The 17,178-nt window shown below is 72.9% G+C and carries 10 protein-coding genes, 1 tRNA gene and 2 pseudogenes; 12 read left to right on the forward strand and 1 reads right to left on the reverse strand.

Features of this window, described 5'->3' with window-relative positions:
- Positions 1 to 130 precede the first annotated feature (130 nt).
- From OG689_RS22715 to OG689_RS22760, 10 genes and pseudogenes are all read left to right on the forward strand, one after another.
- Entirely contained in the window at positions 131 to 1,342 is a 1,212-nt protein-coding gene (locus OG689_RS22715) for a DNA polymerase III subunit delta' (protein WP_266322745.1), read from the forward strand.
- 369 nt (positions 1,343 to 1,711) lie between these two features.
- Positions 1,712 to 2,821, forward strand: coding sequence for a hypothetical protein (locus OG689_RS22720; protein WP_266322746.1), 1,110 nt, complete (start codon positions 1,712 to 1,714; stop codon positions 2,819 to 2,821).
- A gap of 325 nt (positions 2,822 to 3,146) precedes the next feature.
- The gene (locus tag OG689_RS22725; RefSeq protein WP_266322747.1) at positions 3,147 to 4,802 is read left to right on the forward strand and encodes an alpha/beta hydrolase; all 1,656 of its coding nucleotides are present in this window, start codon (positions 3,147 to 3,149) and stop codon (positions 4,800 to 4,802) included.
- 102 nt (positions 4,803 to 4,904) lie between these two features.
- Complete coding sequence (gene leuE / locus OG689_RS22730; RefSeq protein WP_266322748.1) at positions 4,905 to 5,567, forward strand: leucine efflux protein LeuE; 663 nt, start codon at positions 4,905 to 4,907, stop codon at positions 5,565 to 5,567.
- 147 nt (positions 5,568 to 5,714) lie between these two features.
- Positions 5,715 to 5,788: transfer RNA gene (locus tag OG689_RS22735), tRNA-Thr, on the forward strand.
- A gap of 616 nt (positions 5,789 to 6,404) precedes the next feature.
- The gene (locus OG689_RS22740; RefSeq protein ID WP_266322749.1) at positions 6,405 to 7,211 is read left to right on the forward strand and encodes a serine hydrolase; all 807 of its coding nucleotides are present in this window, start codon (positions 6,405 to 6,407) and stop codon (positions 7,209 to 7,211) included.
- Positions 7,212 to 7,232: 21 nt separating this feature from the next.
- Positions 7,233 to 8,192 (forward strand): hypothetical protein, encoded by a 960-nt coding sequence (locus OG689_RS22745; RefSeq protein WP_266322750.1) that lies wholly within the window; start codon positions 7,233 to 7,235, stop codon positions 8,190 to 8,192.
- Positions 8,193 to 8,376: 184 nt separating this feature from the next.
- Positions 8,377 to 8,586, forward strand: a pseudogene (locus tag OG689_RS22750) (iron chelate uptake ABC transporter family permease subunit); the annotation flags it as partial.
- On the forward strand, positions 8,583 to 9,611 hold the full coding sequence (locus OG689_RS22755; RefSeq protein WP_266322751.1) for an iron chelate uptake ABC transporter family permease subunit: 1,029 nt from the start codon (positions 8,583 to 8,585) through the stop codon (positions 9,609 to 9,611). The pseudogene OG689_RS22750 and the gene OG689_RS22755, both read left to right, overlap by 4 nt.
- 98 nt (positions 9,612 to 9,709) lie before the next feature.
- A complete protein-coding gene (locus tag OG689_RS22760) occupies positions 9,710 to 10,537 on the forward strand; it encodes an ABC transporter ATP-binding protein (RefSeq protein ID WP_266322752.1) in 828 nt (275 codons plus the stop codon).
- A gap of 31 nt (positions 10,538 to 10,568) precedes the next feature.
- Here OG689_RS22760 and OG689_RS22765 read toward each other — a convergent pair whose 3' ends face one another.
- A complete protein-coding gene (locus tag OG689_RS22765; RefSeq protein ID WP_266322753.1) occupies positions 10,569 to 13,637 on the reverse strand; it encodes an EAL domain-containing protein in 3,069 nt (1,022 codons plus the stop codon).
- A gap of 212 nt (positions 13,638 to 13,849) precedes the next feature.
- On the opposite strand from OG689_RS22765, the pseudogene OG689_RS45055 reads away from it, so the two are divergent.
- Positions 13,850 to 14,014: pseudogene (locus tag OG689_RS45055) on the forward strand (MbtH family NRPS accessory protein); the annotation flags it as partial.
- Between the two features lie 84 nt (positions 14,015 to 14,098).
- On the forward strand, positions 14,099 to 17,173 hold the full coding sequence (locus OG689_RS22770) for a non-ribosomal peptide synthetase (protein ID WP_266322754.1): 3,075 nt from the start codon (positions 14,099 to 14,101) through the stop codon (positions 17,171 to 17,173).
- Positions 17,174 to 17,178 lie beyond the last annotated feature (5 nt).

Raw genomic sequence — 17,178 nt, forward strand, 5'->3', positions numbered from 1 at the left:
GACGATTCCGACGATGAGGTGGGTGGTGCCCGGCCGGGCACCACCCACTGTCGTTGCGGCCACGTATGCTCGACCGCGAGCGGAGCCCGGCAGGGCGAAGCCGCACGGACAAGAGGGTTGAGGAGCGCCGGTGGCCGTCTGGGACGACCTGGTGGGCCAGGAGCGGGTGGTCGAGCAGCTGACCGCCGCAGCCGGGGCGGCCAGGGCGACCGTCCTCGCCGGCCGCGGCGGCGGGCGGGCGGAGGGCACCAACGCCTCCCTGATGACGCACGCCTGGCTGTTCACCGGTCCGCCCGGAGCCGGCCAGACCACCGCGGCCCGCGCCTTCGCGGCCGCCCTCCAGTGCACCAGCCCCGACCTCGAACTCGGCGGCACGCCCGGCTGCGGTTTCTGCGACGGCTGCCACACCGTGATGGCCGGCAGCCACGCCGACGTGAAGTTCGTCCGGACCGACGGGCTCTCGATCAGCGTCAAGGACATGCGCGACCTGGTGCTGCGCGCCTCCAGCTACCCGACCGGCGGCCGCTGGTCGGTGATCATGATCGACGCCGCCCACCGGCTCACCGAGGCGGCGGCCAACGCCCTGCTGAAGGCCGTCGAGGAGCCGTCCCCGCGGACGGTCTGGCTGCTCTGCGCGCCGTCCGTCCAGGATGTGCTGCCGACCATCCGCTCGCGCGCCCGCCTGCTGGTGCTGCGGACCCCGGCCGCCGAGGCGGTCGCCGACATGCTGGTCCGCCGGGACGGCGTCGAGCCGGAGACGGCCAGGCTGGCCGCGCTGGCCGGCCAGGGTGACGTGGAGCGGTCCCACCGGCTGGCGGTGGACGAGCAGGCCCGCACCCGGCGGGCCGACGTGCTGCGGATCCCGCTGGAGGTCGCCGACATCGGCGGCTGCCTGAGCGCCGCCCAGCGGCTGGTGGACACCGCCAAGGCCGACGCCGACGCGCTGGCCGAGACGCAGGACGCCCGGGAGACCGGTGACCTGAAGGCCGCGTACGGGGCCGCCGAGGGGACGAAGGCCCCGCGCGGCATGGCCGGCGCGGTGAAGGAGCTGGAGAAGCGTCAGAAGAGCCGGGCGACCAGAACGCGGCGCGAAACCCTGGGCGTCGCGCTGCTCGACCTGCTGGGTTTCTACCGGGACGTGCTGGCGATCCAGCTCGGTGCCACGGGCGCGCTGGCCAACGAGGACCAGCGGACGGCGCTGGCCAAGGTGGCCTCGGGCGGGCCGCCGGAGGGGACGCTGCGGCGGATCGAGGCGGTGCTGGCCTGCCGCCTTGCGCTGGACCGCAACGTCGACCCCCTGCTGGCGGTCGAGGCGATGACCGTCGCCCTGCGGGCGGGCTGAGCGCTTCCTTCGGCGGGCCGCGTCCGTCGGGTGGCCGCGCCCTCAGGCCGACCGTGTCCTTCGGGGGGCGGGCGGCGGCCGTGAGCCTGCTGCCGGGCCGGTGCTGATCCCGGCCCGGGCTGGTCCGTGGCCCGCCCCGGGACCGGTCCCGCGCCGTCGCCCGCGGGCGGGACGAGGCCGTTCGCGTCCGGGCGCCGTAGTGCCGCGTCCTCCCTTCGAGTGAACGTCCGCACTCGCCCGGAACGCTCGCGTGCGCCGGGCCGATCGTCTTGCACCCTGTGGACCGAGTACACCGTGGCCGTCCGGCGGAGCTGGTCGCCGGGGCCGCCGCGGTCGTTCGCTACCGGTCCTCCCGAGGTGGTGCGTCCCATGCTCCGTCCGCTCCTGGTCGTCCCCCTGCTCGCCGCCGCGGTCTGCGGGGTCTGGCTGGCCCGCGGTGCCCTGCTGCGCTGGCGGGACCTGCGCTCGGCGCAGACCTACGAGCTGGCCGGCGACCGGCGGCCGGTCCTGTTCAGGGCCGCCGGGGCGGTGCTCTGCGCGGTCTGCGTCACGGCGCTGGCCGGGCCGGCGGCCGCCGGGGTGTTCGGCGGGCACGGCGGCGGGCTCCCGCTGGACGACGCCCGGGCCGCGGCCGCGCCCAAACAGGCGGCTCCGCCGCCCGGTGAGGCCGCCGATCCGGCGGCCCCGGCAGCGGCGGCGCCCGCCCCCGCGCCCGTGGTCAGCAGCTTCGAGAGCATCGGGCACCCGGCCGGCGGGGAGCTCCTGGAGTCGGCGGTGGCCGGTCGCGACGGACATCCGCGCAAGGTACGGGTCTGGGTCCCGGCGGAGTACGCCAAGGACCAGAACGCCCGGTTCCCGGTGATCGTCCTGCACGCGGCCACTCCCCGGAAGACGGCGGACGCCGAGGTGCCGGACGTCTTCGACGGCATCGCCTCGGCTGTCCAGACCGGCCGCTCCCGCCCCTTCGTGGTGGTCGCGCCCGAGGCTCCCTCGGGCACCGAGCGCCCCTGCGACCTGGTCGCCGCCGCGCCGCAGGCCGTCTCCGACGATGCCGCGCTGCGGACGGCCGTGACCGCGGCCTTCCGGACGGTCCCGGCCGGCCCGGCGGGCTGGGGCGTGCTCGGCGTCGAGGGCGGCGCGCCCTGCGCGGCGGCGGCCGGCCTCTCCCGGCCGGACCTGTACGGCGCCGCCGCGGCCGTCTCCGGCCGGTACGACTCGGCCGCCCTCGCCAGGACGGGCGCGGAGGCCGCCGCGGCCGACGCCCCGCACCTGCTGCTCGCCGCCGCCAAGGCCGACGCGCCCGGACTGGACGGCCTGCGCAAGCTCCAGGCGGCGCTGAAGGCCGGCACCGGCCAGGCGGCCCGGGCCGACGTCCGGACCTCGGAGATCGTGCAGGACTACACCCCGGCGCTGGAGCGGTTGCGGCTGGTCCGGGTCGCGGTGCAGTACCTTGCGGAGACGCTGGCCAAGCCGTCCTGAGCACTCCCGGCCGGCGGCGGACTACCCTTGATCCACGGCACCCGGCGGTCGGTGGTGGGCAGCGGCACCGAGCGCCCGGGCAGTCCCGCGGGCGCGGCGACCACGCTGCCGTCGGCGACACGGCAGCGGCCACGACAGCAGCACAGCAGAACGACCACGGCACCCGGGTACGCGAGTATTCGGGTGCCGTGCGTTCGGTCCCTCCGGCCGCCGCGGTGGGCCCGAGCGTTCGGAGCACCGTGCCGCTCCGAACTCCCGCCTTCCAGCGCTCCCGTTTCCCGCCTTCCAACAGTCCAGCACCGAGCACCCGAGGGGAACCCCGCCGATGCGCGCAGTCCAGCCGGCCGGAGCAGTGACCGCAGCACCTGCCCGATCGCGGTCGGCCGCCCGGCTGCGAGCGGCCGCCGTGGCGGCCGCGGCCACCGGACTGCTGCTGGGCGGCTGCTCCGCCCCGGGCACCGACCCCGACCCCGCCTCGCCGCCCTCCTCCGGGCCGGCGTCCTCGCCTTCCTCGTCCGCCCGTCCCGTCGCGGGCGCGGCCCCGGCCACCCCGCTGGAGGCGCTGCCGGCCGAGATTCCGGCCGCCCTGGCCGGCTACTACGGGCAGAAGCTCAGCTGGCAGCCCTGCGACACGGGCTTCGAATGCACCACGTTCAAGGTGCCGCTGGACTACGCGAAGCCGGCGGGCGGCGACATCTCCCTGACCGCGGCCCGGCGCCTGTCGGACGGCAGCTCGAAGCGGATCGGCTCGCTGCTGCTCAACCCGGGCGGGCCCGGCGGTTCGGCGATCGAGTACCTGGAGGCCGCCGCGGGCGGCTACGACGCGGGGGTGCGCGGCGCGTACGACCTGGTCGGCCTCGACCCGCGCGGGGTCGGCCGCAGCAGCCCGGTCGGCTGCCTGAGCGGCGAGCGGATGGATGCCTACACCGAGGTCGACATCACGCCGGACGACCAGGCCGAGACGGACGCCCTGGTGAAGGCCGACAAGGAGTTCGCCGACGCCTGCCGGCAGACCTCCGGAGCGTTGCTGGGCCACGTCAGCACCGTCGAGGCGGCCCGCGACATGGACGTCCTGCGGGCCCTGCTCGGTGACGACCAGCTGCACTACGTCGGCAAGTCGTACGGCACCTACCTCGGCGCGACGTACGCCGGTCTCTTCCCGGCCCGGGTCGGCCGGCTGGTGCTGGACGGCGCCATGGACCCCTCGCTCGACTCGGTGGCCGGCAACCGCACCCAGGCCGGCGGTTTCGAGACCGCCTGGGCCGCGTTCGCCAAGGACTGCGTCAAGCGGGACGGCTGCCCGGTCGGCAGCACCGAACAGCAGGCGGGCGAGCGGCTCGACGCGCTGTTCAAGTCGATCGACGCCCAGCCGCTGGCCACCGGCTCTGGGCGGCGCCTGACCGAGTCGCAGGCAACCACCGGCGTGATCGAGGCGATGTACGCCGAGTTCCTCTGGCCCGAGCTGCGCAGTGCCCTCACCGACGCCGAGGCGGGCGACGGCAGCGGACTGCTGAAGCTCTCCGACTCGTACTACAACCGCGACGAGGACGGCTCCTACCCGAACCTGATGTTCGCCAACATGGCGGTCAACTGCCTCGACCTGCCGGCGCCCTTCGGCGCGCCGGCGGACGTCCAGCGGTCGGTGCCGGACTTCGAGCAGGCCTCCCCGCACTTCGGCCGGGACATGGCCTGGATGGCACTGGCCTGCGGCTACTGGCCGGTCGCGGCCACCGGCGCCCCGCACACCGTGCGCGCGGCCGGGGCCGCCCCGATCGTGGTCGTCGGCACCGTCCGCGACCCGGCGACCCCGTACGCCTGGGCGCAGTCGCTGGCGGGCCAGCTGGAGTCCGGCCGCCTGATCACCTACGACGGCGACGGCCACACGGCCTACGGGCGGCACAACACCTGTGTGGACGGGGCCGTGAACCGCTACCTGCTGACCGGCCAGGCGCCGGACAACGGGTTGAGCTGCGCGAAGTAATTCGCGCTTCAACAGTCCGCCTGCGACCAGGTACGATGACTCGCCTTTTCCGCGTCCGCCGCCATGGCGTCCGCTCATCCGCGCCTGCCGTAGGGAGCCCCCGTGCTCGGAGTCAACGACCTGGCGACGTACGTCCTCGGCGCCCTGGTCATCGTGCTGCTGCCCGGCCCGAACTCGCTGTACGTCCTGTCCGTCGCCGCCCGCAAGGGCGTCCGCACCGGCTACCGCGCCGCCCTCGGCGTGTTCGTCGGCGACTTCACCCTGATCAGCCTGACCTCGCTCGGCGCGGCCTCCCTGCTGAAGGCCAACCCGGCGGTCTTCCTGGCGGTGAAGTTCGGCGGCGCCGCCTACCTGCTCTGGATCGGCGTCGGCATGCTGCGCGCCGCCCGCCAGCTCTGGCGCGAACACCGGGGCGGGGCCCTGAGCGGGCCGGACGAGGAGCCCGCGGTCGTCACGGCCGCCGAGGAGAACCCCTTCCGCCGGGCGCTGGTGATCAGCCTGCTCAACCCGAAGGCCATCCTCTTCCTGCTGTCCTTCTTCACCCAGTTCGTCGACCCCTCGTACGGACAGCCGGTGCTTTCCTTCGCCCTCCTCGGCGGGATCCTGCAGAGTTTCAGCCTGCTCTACCTCTCGGCACTGATCTTCGCCGGCACCAGCCTGGCCGCCGCCTTCCGCCGCCGCAAGCGCCTCTCCGCCGGTCTGACCAGCGGCGTCGCCGTCCTCTTCGCCGGCTTCGCCGCCAAGCTCGCCGTCTCCTCGGCCTGACACACCCGACGTAGCCCCCCGCCGCCCCCACCCGGGCCCGCTCGAACAGGGACCCGGGGGCCGGTACGGATCACCCCTCGAAACTGTGTAGACTTGCCCGCGTTGCCGACGCAATGATTGCCCTCCCGGGCAGCAGAGCCCGGCGGCGCCGCTTTAGCTCAGTTGGCCAGAGCAACGCACTCGTAATGCGTAGGTCTCGGGTTCGAATCCCGAAAGCGGCTCTGCGAAACCCCAGGACTCACTCGCCGTGACCTGGGGTTTTGTGTTTCCCGGAAGTGCTCGACTGCTCCTGGAGCTGCTGGTCATCTGCTCGCGGGGCCTGGTGCCGGTCACTGCCGTCGGCCTCTTGTGCTCTTCGTGGCCGGCCAAGGGTCCATCGGACGCCCGTTTGCGCGGGGGCGGCGTGTCTGGTTGCTGACGTGGGCGAGGGGCACCGGTACTGGGTGTCGGACCCGTGGACGGGGTCGTCACGGGCGTCCGGGCATATGACCTCGCCATCCTCGCGCGCTGACGGAGCGGACTCGCCGTCGCGCCCTGCCAGGTGTCGGCGGTGCGTTATGTGGGTGATCGCTGTGCGGCTTGGAGGCGAGGCACGCAGCCAGTGCTGGGAGGGCGTTGCGGGCATTGACATCTTCGACACCGGGCAGGAGATGTGGGAGCTGCCTTCTCGGCAGAGTTGATGGAGGCAGGCCTGAGAGCATTCTCGCCCGAGCGCGACCCTTGTGAGAGAGCCGGTGTCGGGTGGACGGATTCCACGGCTGCTGGCGGCATTTCAGCCGACTGCCGGGTCGGTGGCTGTTAGCGTGGTAGGGCCGCCTTCTAAGGAGCTGGACGCACGTGGGTGATGTCGTTGAGATCCGAGCGTCAGTGGCCGCCCAGGTGGCCGGGTTCGTGGACGCGGGCGGTGGAGTGGGGGAGCGTAGTGTCCTGGTGAAGACACTCGGACACCCCGAATTCACGGTCGGACACCTGTCGGACAGGGTCCTGCCGGCGGCCAGCCTGGCGAAGCTGATCCTCGGGGTCGCGCTGTTCGAGGCCGCCAGGCGAGGAGATCTCGACCTGGATGCGCGTGTCCGGGTCGGCGATCTGGGCCGCACGATGTACCCGAGCGTCCTGCAGGCGATGGATCCAGAAACCACCCTGAATGTAAGGGAGTTGTGTGGCTTCTCGCTGGTCACCAGTGACAATCCGGCTGCTGAGTACGTGCGTGCTCTCCTCGGCCAGGAGCGGATCGATGCCGTCATCAAGGACCTGCGGCTCGATTCGACTTCCTTCCCGGCCGGATTCTCCGAGGCGGAACTCGGACCCTTGGGCCGGGCGAACGTCACCACCGCCGAGGACGCGCTGCGTCTGATCGAGCATGTCGACCGCACCGCCCACTTGGAGCCACTGCGCCACTATCTGGTCAACTACCTCCGTAACGACCGGATTCCGTCACGGCTGGACGACGACGTCCAGGTGTGGCACAAGACCGGCAGCCTGCGGGGCGTGATCAACGATGCTGGGGTCGTTCTCCACCCCGCGGTTCCCATCGCCATGATTTTCCTGACGGATGGTCAGGCAGATAATGTGCGTACGGCTCAGGAGATTGGGGAGGTCTCCGAGCGGATCGTTCGGACCGTTGCAGCGGGGGTTGCGCACTGACGCGCCCCATGGGGGTGGCGCATGCCTGTTTCGCAGGAGCGGCAACTGCGCAAGATCCTTGTGCTTGCCAATGTGGTCGCGTTGATCATCGGGCTGGTGAGCGTCGTCGCGGCTTCACTGCTGACGCACCAGCAGGTGCTCGCCACGGTGTTGAGCTTGATCGGCGGCGCCTTCGTCTCGGCTGCCGTGGTGACGCTGGCCATCGGGTCGCTCACCGTACGGGAAACGACTGAACAGGTCGACAGTGCGGTGCTTCGCGGTCTGCAGGATGTCCTCGGCCCGATCCGCAGTCCGCTCTTTGTCGGCGCGCTCTCCGCATATCGGTACGACTGCCTGCTCACCGTCCCGCCGCCGGGCGATGCGCACCCTGATTACCTGTACCAGAGTTTCCGGATCTCCTACCGGACCGAGACGCTTCCCAAGACGGTCAGCATCGCCTGCGTGGCTTCCAACGACGACGCATCCCTGACCGCCTACACCGGTCCGGAGTTTCTGCTGCGGTGGATGATTGACGACAATCTTGATCCCGACGACCCGGAGATCTTCACGATCGGCGCGGTTCGTGTGGACAACAGGGACTTGGAGCGCAAGACGGTGGTCCACGAGACGGTGGTCGGGGGCAAGGCCAGAGTCGACCACTTCTCGGTACCGCATGAAGTCAGCGTCACCGCGAGCCATTTCGTGGAGTTGAGCATCTCCGCGCGGAAGTACATCGGCAACGACCGGCGGGTACGCATCCAGGCGCAGGTCTTCCGCCATGTCACCGATGCCGAGTACCGGCTGACCATCGATCCCGCGCTCAAGCCGACCCGGCTGAGCGTCAGCGCCTCCGAGGTCAGTCCGCTGGGTGCCACCCACGGCGCAAGCGTCCGTCCCACCTTCCCCGCGCCGTTCAGCAATCTGGCGGGCCTGATCCAACTCCCCTTCCCCTTGCAGCCCGGCAGCGTGATGGCCTTCACGGTCGACCGCGATCCGAGCTGATCGCTCGGAATGGCTTGTCGAGGAACGGAGTTGGCGTGGGCCGGGGCGTCGTAGATCGCCCGTGGCGCCCCCGGACCCGCCCTGTCACCCCCCGTCCGCCCCCGTGAGCGCCTCCGTGCGCAGGTCCTCCTCCGAGGCGCCGCGGCGCCAGTAGCCTGCGAAGGTGACGGTGCGTCGGTCGAGGCCCCACCTCGTCCGCGCCCTGACCGGGCCGGACCTGCGCTGGCTGTTCCCGTACTGCGCGGTGCTCGCGCCCGTCCTGCTGCTCGGCGCCGACGTGCTCGGCCGGGTGCTGGGCCGGCCGGGCGAACTCCAGGTGGGGATCGTCACGGCGGTGCTGGGCGGCCCGTTCTTCCTCCACTTCGCCCGGCGCGGAAAGGTGGCTCGCGCATGAGGGTGCTGCGCTCGGCCGGCGGGCGTTCGGTGCTTCTGCGGCCCAGGGCCGTCGCGGTCGGGGCGGCCTGCGCGCTGCTGGCGCTGGTCGTCGGCGTGCTCGCGCTGGGCACCGGTGACTACCCGATCGCCCCGGCCGACGTGCTGCGCACCCTCGCCGGGGGCGGCTCACCCGCCGAGGACTTCATCGTCAACCAGCTGCGGCTGCCCCGGGTGGTCACCGCCCTGCTGGTCGGCGCGGCGCTGGCGCTGTCCGGTGCGCTCTTCCAGTCGCTGGTCCGCAACCCGCTGGGCAGCCCGGACGTCCTGGGGTTCACCCAGGGCGCGGCGACCGGCGCGCTGGTGGTCGTGGTGGCGGGCGGCAGCAGTCTGGCGCTGGCCGGCGGTGCGGTGGCCGGCGGCCTGCTCACCGGGGTGCTGATCTACGCCCTGGCCTGGCGCGGCGGCGTGCACGGGCACCGGCTGGTGCTGGTCGGGATCGGCACCGCCGCCATCCTCACCGGCGTCAACGGCTATCTGCTGACTCGCGCTCAGCTGATGGACGCGGCCCGGGCGGTGCTCTGGCTCACCGGCAGCCTGGACGGGCGCGGCTGGCAGGACACCTGGCCCCTGCTGGCCGCGACGGTGGTGCTGGTCCCGATGGTGCTGCTGGGCTGCGGCCGCGCGCTGCGGATGATCGAGATGGGTGACGACGCGGCGAGCGGCCTGGGGATCCGGGTCGAGCCGGTGCGCCTGACGCTGCTGGCCTCGGCCGTCCTGCTGGCCTCGCTGGCGGCGGCCGCCGCCGGTCCGGTCTCGTTCGTGGCGCTCACCGCGCCCCAGCTGACCAGGCGGCTCACCCGGACGCCCGGGCCGAACCTGCTCCCGTCGATGTGCACCGGTGCGGCCCTGCTGGTGACCGCGGACCGGGCGGCCCAGCGGCTGTTCGCCGGTCACCAGCTGCCGGTCGGCGTGGTGACGGGCGTGCTCGGCGGGGGCTACCTGGTGTGGCTGCTCGCCACCGAGCGCCGGGCGGGCCGACTGTGAGCGGGCCGAAGCCCGAGGACCTGCCGGGGGACGCCCCGTACCCGACCACTGCAGGTGAGGGGCACCGCCCCGGCCGCCGGACGAACGGAGACCCCACGATGGCGACGACGCAACCGGCCGCCCCACGGCTGAGCGGCACCGCGCTCACCCTCGCGTACGAGCGGCGGACCATCGCCGAGAACCTCACGGTGGCGATCCCCGACCGCTCCTTCACGGTCATCGTCGGGCCGAACGCCTGCGGCAAGTCCACCCTGCTGCGCGCCCTGTCGCGGACCCTGAAGCCGGCCGTCGGGGCCGTCCTGCTGGACGGTCAGGACATCACCGGCCTGCCGGCCAAGAAGGTGGCCAGGACGCTCGGCCTGCTGCCGCAGTCCTCGGTGGCCCCGGACGGCATCAGCGTGGCCGAACTGGTCGCCCGCGGCCGCTACCCGCACCAGGGCCTGCTGCGGCAGTGGTCCGTGCGGGACGAGACGGTGGTCGAGGAGTCGATGGCGGCGACCGGCGTCGGGGACCTCGCCGAGCGGATGGTTGACGAACTCTCCGGCGGCCAGCGCCAGCGGGTGTGGATCGCGATGGCGCTCGCCCAGGAGACCCCGCTGCTGCTGCTGGACGAGCCGACCACGTACCTCGACATCGCCCACCAGATCGAGATCCTCGACCTGTGCGCGCGGCTGCACGAGGAGCAGGGCCGGACGCTGGTCGCCGTCCTGCACGACCTCAACCACGCGGCCCGCTACGCCACCCACCTGATCGCGATGCGCGAGGGCCGGGTGGTGGCGTCGGGGGCGCCGGGGGAGGTGGTGACCGCCGAGCTGGTGCACGAGGTGTTCGGGCTGCCCTGCCGGGTGATCGACGATCCGGAGACCGGTACGCCGCTGGTGATCCCGGCGGCGCGGCGGCGGGCCGGGCAGGCTGCCGGGGCCTGAGCCGTGTCGCCCCGACCGTTCGGTGCCGGGCTCAGGAGCGGTCGCGTTCGGGCAGGCCGACCAGGGCGGCGTCCTCGCGGACCAGCGCGCCGGCCTGTTCGACCGTCAGGGGCTGGGCGAACAGGTACCCCTGGCCGAGCGGGCAGCCCATCGCGGCGAGCAGGTCCCGCTGGGCGGTGGTCTCGATGCCCTCGGCGATGACCTGGACGCCGAGGGTGTCGGCGATCCGGGTGATGCCCTCGACCAGGGCGTACTGCTGCTGGGAGACGCCGAGGCCGTCGATGAAGGACTTGTCGATCTTGAGCAGCGAGATCGGGAACTCCCGCAGGTAGCTGAGCGAGGAGTAGCCCGTCCCGAAGTCGTCGATGGCGATCCGGACGCCGAGGTCGCTGAGGGTGGCCATGTCGGCGCGGACCCGGTCGTCGCGGCGCATCAGGATGCTCTCGGTGAGTTCGAGGATCAGCGAGTCCGGCTGGATGCCGGAGGTGTCGATGATCTGCCGGACGGTGTCCACGAAGCCGGCGTCGCGGAACTGCCGGGCCGAGACGTTCACGCTGACGTGCAGCGGGGCGCGGCCCCGGACGGCGCGCGGGGCGAGGCTGGTCCGCTGCCACCGGGTGGTCTCGGCGGCAGCGTGCTCCAGCACCCAGGCGCCGAGCGGCACGATCTGGCCGCTCTCCTCGGCGAGGGCGATGAACTCCTCGGGCGGCACCATGCCCCGGCGGGCGTGCGGCCAGCGGACCAGTGCCTCGAAGGCCACCAGCCCACCGCCCGCGAGGTCGACGATGGGCTGGTAGTAGAGGGTGAAGGCGGACTCGGAGATGGCCGAGTCGAGGCTTTCGTTGAGTTCGTGCCGCTCCGCCAGCCCGGCCTGCAGAGCCGGTTGGTACTGGCACCACTGCCGCTTGCCGGAGGCCTTGGCCGAGTAGAGCGCGAGGTCGGCGTGGCTGAGCAGTTCGGTCGAGTCGACGCTGTCCTCGGTGGTGGCCACGCCGACGCTCGCGGACACCCGGACGGCTCCGGCGCTGAGCCGGAACGGCTCGGAGAACGCGGCGAGCACGCTGTCGGCGATCCCGCCGACGTCGGCGGGCGAGCGGGCGTCCTCGACCAGGACGGCGAACTCGTCGCCGCCCAGCCGGGCCGCCGTGTCGGAGGTCCGCAGCGCGGTGGAGACCCGGAGCGAGACGGCGACCAGGAGTTCGTCCCCGACGCTGTGGCCCTGGGTGTCGTTGACCACCTTGAAGTCGTCGAGGTCGAGGAAGAGCACGCCGGTGACGGTGCCGCGGCGCTCGCTGCGGGTGAGGGCGTGGCTGACCCGGTCCTGGAAGAGCACCCGGTTGGCGAGCCCGGTCAGCGAGTCGTGGAAGGCCCGGTGGGTGAGTTCGCGCTCCATCTGCCGCTGGTCGGTGACGTCGCGCAGGGTGAGGACCAGGCCACCGACCGTCGGGTCCTGCCGGAGGTCGTTGCAGCGCACCTCGACCTCGATGCTCCGGTGGTCGCCGCGCAGCAGCCGCCAGTGTTCGCGCTGCTCGGAGCGCTCGCGGTCGCCGCGGCGCATCCGGGCCAGGGCCAGGACGACGGCGTGGCTGTCCTCGGGCGGGACGAGCTCGCTCAGCCGGGCGCCGCCGAGGCCGGGGTGGCCGAGCACCCGCTCGGCCGAGGAGCTGGCGTACCGGACGCTGTCGTCCTCGTTGAGGATCAGGATGACGTCGGAGGCGCTCTGCACGAGGGTGCGGAAGTAGGCCTCGCTGTTGCGGGCGTTGATCTCCTGGCTGAGGATCACCCGTTCGACGGCGAGCGCCGCCTGGGCGGCGAGGATCTCCAGCGAGCTGCGTAACGCGGCGAGCCGCTGGTCCGTCCCGCCGACGATCAGCACGCCGACCAGGGCGTCGCCGGAGGGGCGTTCCTCCAGGGCGAGCGGGCAGACCAGGGCGCGGGGCATGCCGTCGAGCAGCTTGGCCAGGTCGCCGCCGAAGGACTCGGCCGGCACCAGCCGGGATCCTCGGGCGCCCTCCGACGCCGGCAGCTGGGGGAGCCCTTCGTCGGCCAGGCTGCCGCCCTCGCCGACGGCGAGGGTGGCGACGTGGTGGGGGGTGTCGGGCATCAGGGTGGAGACGGCGGTGCGGACGGCTTCGGTGACCTCGTCCACCGTGACCGCCGAGGTGAGTTCGGCGCCGGCGGCCCGCAGGACGCGTTCGCGGTCGAGCGCCTGCCGGTGGACCAGCACCACGCCCGACAGGCGGGCCAGGACGAGCAGGAAGAGGACGGCCGAGAAGGCCGCGATCACCCCGGCGTGGCTGGAGTCCCCCTGGGCCACCTCGACCAGCAGGACGGCGGGGGCGATCAGCGAGGCGAAGGCGAGCAGGGCGATCCGGCCGCGGGTGATGTGGGTCGGCTGGACCGGGATCGGCTCGGTGAGTTCGACCATCGAAGGGTGCAGGGCGGCGGCGCCCCAGAGGGCGTAGAAGGCGGCCCAGCCCAGGTCGACCGGGGTGCCGATGCTCCAGGTGCCGTGCAGCTGGATGAGCCCGTAGAGGACGTCGGAGACCAGGATGCCGATGGTGCCGGCGGTCAGCAGTTGGAGCGAGCGGCTCTTGCCGCCTCTGGGGACGAGCAGCCGCAGCAGCAGGGCCAGCACCAGTACGTCGCCGAGCGGGTAGGCGATCGAGATGGCCTTCTGCACCCAGGTCAGTCCGGGGTCGCGGGCGTAGGGGAGGATCAGGTAGATCCAGGAGAGCAGCGCCAGACCGACCGTCAGGGTCAGTGCGTCGATGACGCTGCCGCGGTCCTGATGCGCCGTCCGCCATCGGATGAACCCGAGGACGCCCGCCGCGTAGAGCAGGAACTCCGCGAGGTACGCGCCGTCGGCGATGGACGGAAAATTGGTCTGGTGGAGGTAATCGGTCTGGATGACCTGGACGACCTCACCCGCCGTGAAGCTGAAATTCGCGGCGGCCAGGAAATACCAAGGGAGCGCGTGTGCGGGGCGGTTGATCCGGGCTCCGAAGATGATGGCGGCGACTCCGCTGAGTCCGATTCCTGTCCACCAGATGATGCGCTTTTCCGGGAACAGGTAATAGATGACGGTGAGAAGTATCATCCAGGCGAAGTAACAGGCCATCAGGCGCTGTCGGCGAGCTGTCAACGCATTCTCCCCCCTGTGCGGAGCTGATCCGCGGGAAGATCGATGCATGGAAGGTCGGTCGGTTGTCGGGCCCACTTATGATACACAACTCCCCATTGCTGGATATAGTCGAGGAAGTGGGTCGCCGCTGACGGCGGGCCATGCACTGTCAGTATTCCCTCGTATACATGTCGAGGTCTGAGCCAGTGGACACGTCCAAGCTTTCCCGGCCGCACAATTCCGGGCTCAATGCCGTACTGCTCGGCGGTGGAGGCCAGTACACGATCTGGCCGGGTCACTTAACGGTCCCGGCCGGTTGGCGCAGGGTGTACGGGCCCGCGCCGCTCGCCGCCTGCCGCGCCGAGGTGCGCGGCCGGTGGGCGGACGCGCTGCCGCCCGGGTCCCGGGGATCCGGGGCCCGGTCGTCCGGGCCGCGGGTGCTGAACGGGGACGGCGGCCCGGACGGGTCCGCGGCCGCCGCTCGGCGGCCGCTCGTCGGGGCTGCGGCCGCCGGGGTCCCCGAGCTGTTCCGGCGGGCGGTCGCGCGCTACCCGGACGCCGTCGCGGTGGTCGCCGAGGACGGCGAGATCCGGTACGGCGAGCTGGACGCCCGCAGCGACCGGTTGGCCCTGCGGCTGCGCGAGCTGGGCGTGCGGGCCGGGACGGTCGTCCCGGTCTGCCTGGAGCGCGGCATCGACATGGTGTCCGCGCTGCTGGCCGCGCTGAAGGCCGGGGGCGCGTTCCTGTCGCTCGACCCCGCGCACCCGGACCGCAGGCTGCGCCAGCTGGTCGAGGACGCCCGGGCCCGCTTCGTGGTGACCAGCGCCGACCAGGCCTGGCGGTTCCGGAACTACAGCCTCACCCCGCTGCTCGCCGAGGAGCACCGGGCACCGCTGCCGGGCCCTGGGCCCGTCGACGTCGCCGCCCCAGGTGACCTGGCCTATCTGATGTACACCTCCGGGACGACCGGTGCGCCCAAGGGGGTCCTGGTCGGGCACGGCGTGCTGGCGCAGTCGCTGACCAGGGTCGGGGCCGCGTACGGCCTGACCCCGGACGACCGGGTGCTGCAGTTGGCGGCCCTGGGGTTCGACACCTCGGTGGAGCAGATCTTCACGCCGCTGCTCTTCGGCGCCACCCTGGTGCTCGGCGGGCGTCGCACCTGGGCCCCCACCGAGCTGCTCGCCCGGCTGCCCGAGCTCGGCGTCACGGTGGCGGACCTGACGCCCGCTTACTGGCACCAGTTCCTGCGGATGGCCGAGCACGGCGGCCCGCGGGAGGGGGGTCTGCGGCTGCTGGTGGTCGGCGGGGACAGCCTGCGGTCCGACGACTGCCGGGCCTCGCTGCGGCTGCTGCCCGGCACCCGGCTGGTCAACGCGTACGGCCTGACCGAGACGGTGATCACCTCCACGCTGTGCGAGATCACCGAGGACCTGCTCGGCCCTGAGCCCGCGCCCGTCCCGATCGGGACGCCGCTGCCGGGTACCGAGGTGTACGTGCTGGACGAGACCCTGCGCCCGGTGGCGCCGGGGGAGCGGGGTGAGGTCTTCATCGGCGGCCGGGTGCTGGCGCGCGGCTACTGGCGGCGGCCCGAGCTGACCGCCGAGCTGTTCCTGCCGGACCCGTTCACGGACGAACCCGGCGCGCGGATGTACCGCACGGGGGACACCGGGGCCTGGCGGCCCGACGGGCGGCTGGAGCTCTTCGGGCGCAACGACCAGCAGGTGAAGGTGCTCGGCTTCCGGGTCGACCCGGGCGAGGTGGAATCGGCGCTCGCCTCCCACCCGGCGGTCGGCCAGGCCCGGGTGGTCGCGGTGGGCCGGCCCGAGGGCGGCCGGGTGCTGACCGCGTACTTCACGCTGCACAGCCCGGCCAGGGCCGACACCTTCCACCGCGGGGTGCGGGCCTACCTGTCCGCGCGGCTGCCGGAGCACATGGTCCCGGCCGCGTTCGTGCACGTCGACCGGATCCCGACCGAGGCGGATGGCAAGGACCTGGTGCGCCCGTCGCGTCCCGAGCCGACCCACGGCGGCAGCGGGACGGCGGTCGAGGCCGGCCTGGCGCACCTCTGGTGCGAGCTGCTGGGCGTCGAGCGGGTCGGCCCGGACGACGACTTCTTCGCCCTCGGCGGCAACTCGCTGATCGCGATGGAGATGCTGGCGCGGGCCCGGATCCTGTTCGGGATCGGCGTCACCCAGATCCGCTTCCTGACCAGGTCGCTGCTGCACCACCCGACGCTGCGGGCCTTCGCCGAGGTGACCAGGTCGGCCCGGACGGGCACCCCCGGCGAGGCCTCCCAGCCGGTGGACTTCGTCGCCGAGGCGGCCCTGGACGTGCCGGTCCGCCGGGGGCTCGGGCCCGAGCCCCGCTGGCAGGACCCGGCCGAGATCCTGCTGACCGGTGCCACCGGGTTCTGCGGCGCGCATCTGCTGGACACCCTGCTGGAGACCACCGACGCCAGGATCCACTGCCTGGTCCGGGCATCGGACGAGGAGCAGGGCCTGGAGCGGATCCGGGTGGCGCAGCGCCGGTTCCTGCGGCGGGAGATGGTCACCGACCGGGTCGTCCCGCTGGTCGGGGACCTCGCCCGGCCGAGGCTGGGCCTGTCCGAGGAGCGGTTCGAGGAGCTGGCCGCGCGGGTGGACGTGATCCACCACTGCGGCGGGCAGGTCAACTTCATCTACCCGTACCAGGACCTCCGGGCGGCCAACGTCGGCGGCACCCGGGAGGTGCTGCGGCTGGCGGGCCACGCCCGGGCGATCCCGGTGCACTACGTGTCCAGCATGGCGGTGCTGGCGGGGTTCGGTCCGGCCGGCGTCCCGGAGGTCACCGAGGACACCCCGCTCGGCCATCCCGAGCTGCTGTCGGTCGGGTACGTGGAGAGCAAGTGGGTGGCCGAGGCGCTGCTGCACAACGCGGCGGCGGCCGGCCTGCCGGTCGCGGTCCACCGGGCCGACGACGTCACCGGCGATCTGGTGACCGGTGCGATGAACACCGGCACGGAGGTCTGCGCGATGATCAAGTTCATCGCGGAGAGCGGGGTCTGCCCGGACGTCGAGCTGTGGCTGGACTTCGTCCCCGCCGACCGGTTCAGCCGGGCCGTCGCCCACATCGCCGCGCACCTGCCGGCCGCGGGCGAGGTCTACCACCTCACCAACCCGCGCCATGCGGTGCTGGGGGAGCTCGCCGACCGGCTGCGGGCCCGTGGCTACCCGGTCGAGCTGCTCCCCTACCCGGCGTGGGTGCACCGGCTGGTGCGGTTCGCGGCCGGGCATCCGACGCACCCGATGACGCCGTTCGTCCCGCTGTTCGTCGACCGCTGCAGCGGCGCCGACCTGTCGATCAGCGAGATGTACTTCCGGCCGACGCTGCCGCTGTTCGCCCGGACCAGGGCCGAACGGGCGCTGCGGGCCGGCGGGATCGAGTTCCCGCCGGTGGACGCCGGGCTGCTGGACCTCTACCTCGACGACCTGCTGACCGCCGGCTTCCTGGAGCCGCCGCGGGCGGCGGCCTGAGAGCG

It is taken from the genome of Kitasatospora sp. NBC_00240, from assembly GCF_026342405.1.
GTDB lineage: Bacteria > Actinomycetota > Actinomycetes > Streptomycetales > Streptomycetaceae > Kitasatospora.

Bases quoted from the DNA above. Each gene is read 5' to 3' on its own strand.
- OG689_RS22720 (WP_266322746.1), top strand. From the start codon at position 1,712: ATGCTCCGTCCGCTCCTGGTCGTCCCCCTGCTCGCCGCCGCGGTCTGC.
- OG689_RS22725 (WP_266322747.1), top strand. From the start codon at position 3,147: ATGCGCGCAGTCCAGCCGGCCGGAGCAGTGACCGCAGCACCTGCCCGA.
- OG689_RS22745 (WP_266322750.1), top strand. From the start codon at position 7,233: ATGCCTGTTTCGCAGGAGCGGCAACTGCGCAAGATCCTTGTGCTTGCC.
- OG689_RS22755 (WP_266322751.1), top strand. From the start codon at position 8,583: ATGAGGGTGCTGCGCTCGGCCGGCGGGCGTTCGGTGCTTCTGCGGCCC.
- OG689_RS22760 (WP_266322752.1), top strand. From the start codon at position 9,710: ATGGCGACGACGCAACCGGCCGCCCCACGGCTGAGCGGCACCGCGCTC.
- OG689_RS22765 (WP_266322753.1), bottom strand. From the start codon at position 13,637: ATGATACTTCTCACCGTCATCTATTACCTGTTCCCGGAAAAGCGCATC.